This window comes from Vibrio sp. 10N.222.48.A3 (assembly GCF_041475345.1).
GTDB lineage: Bacteria > Pseudomonadota > Gammaproteobacteria > Enterobacterales > Vibrionaceae > Vibrio > Vibrio tasmaniensis_A.
Genome location: NZ_JBFRVX010001750.1, coordinates 1 through 271, shown reverse-complemented (window position 1 = coordinate 271; position 271 = coordinate 1). Strand labels below are relative to the sequence as shown.

Sequence of the window (271 nt, the reverse complement as noted above, 5' to 3'; positions counted from 1 at the left end):
GAAGCAATATGAAAACTATAAGAGATGCATGTGGAAACACCATAAACGCTTTGGGTTGCTCGATTCAAAGATCCAATTTCGTGAAAATATAATAAATTATGTCATGAATCACTTAAAGAACAATAGCTATGTCAATCCAGTAGATGGCTTGAGAGCTTCTTCATACAAGCATGCTGAAAAATTAAACTGCTATAACGAATAATATAGTTAGGCCGCCACTTCAATGTTAAGAGTTAGATATTTATGTCAGATTTGATCGAAAAAGTAGTAA

Annotated in this window: 1 protein-coding gene; it reads left to right on the top strand. The window is 32.8% G+C overall.

Features of this window, described 5'->3' with window-relative positions; genetic code table 11:
* Positions 1-202, top strand: a 202-nt coding sequence (locus AB4653_RS28745) for a hypothetical protein (RefSeq protein ID WP_372106048.1), incomplete at its 5' end; no start/stop codon positions are given.
* Positions 203-271: the final 69 nt, after the last annotated feature.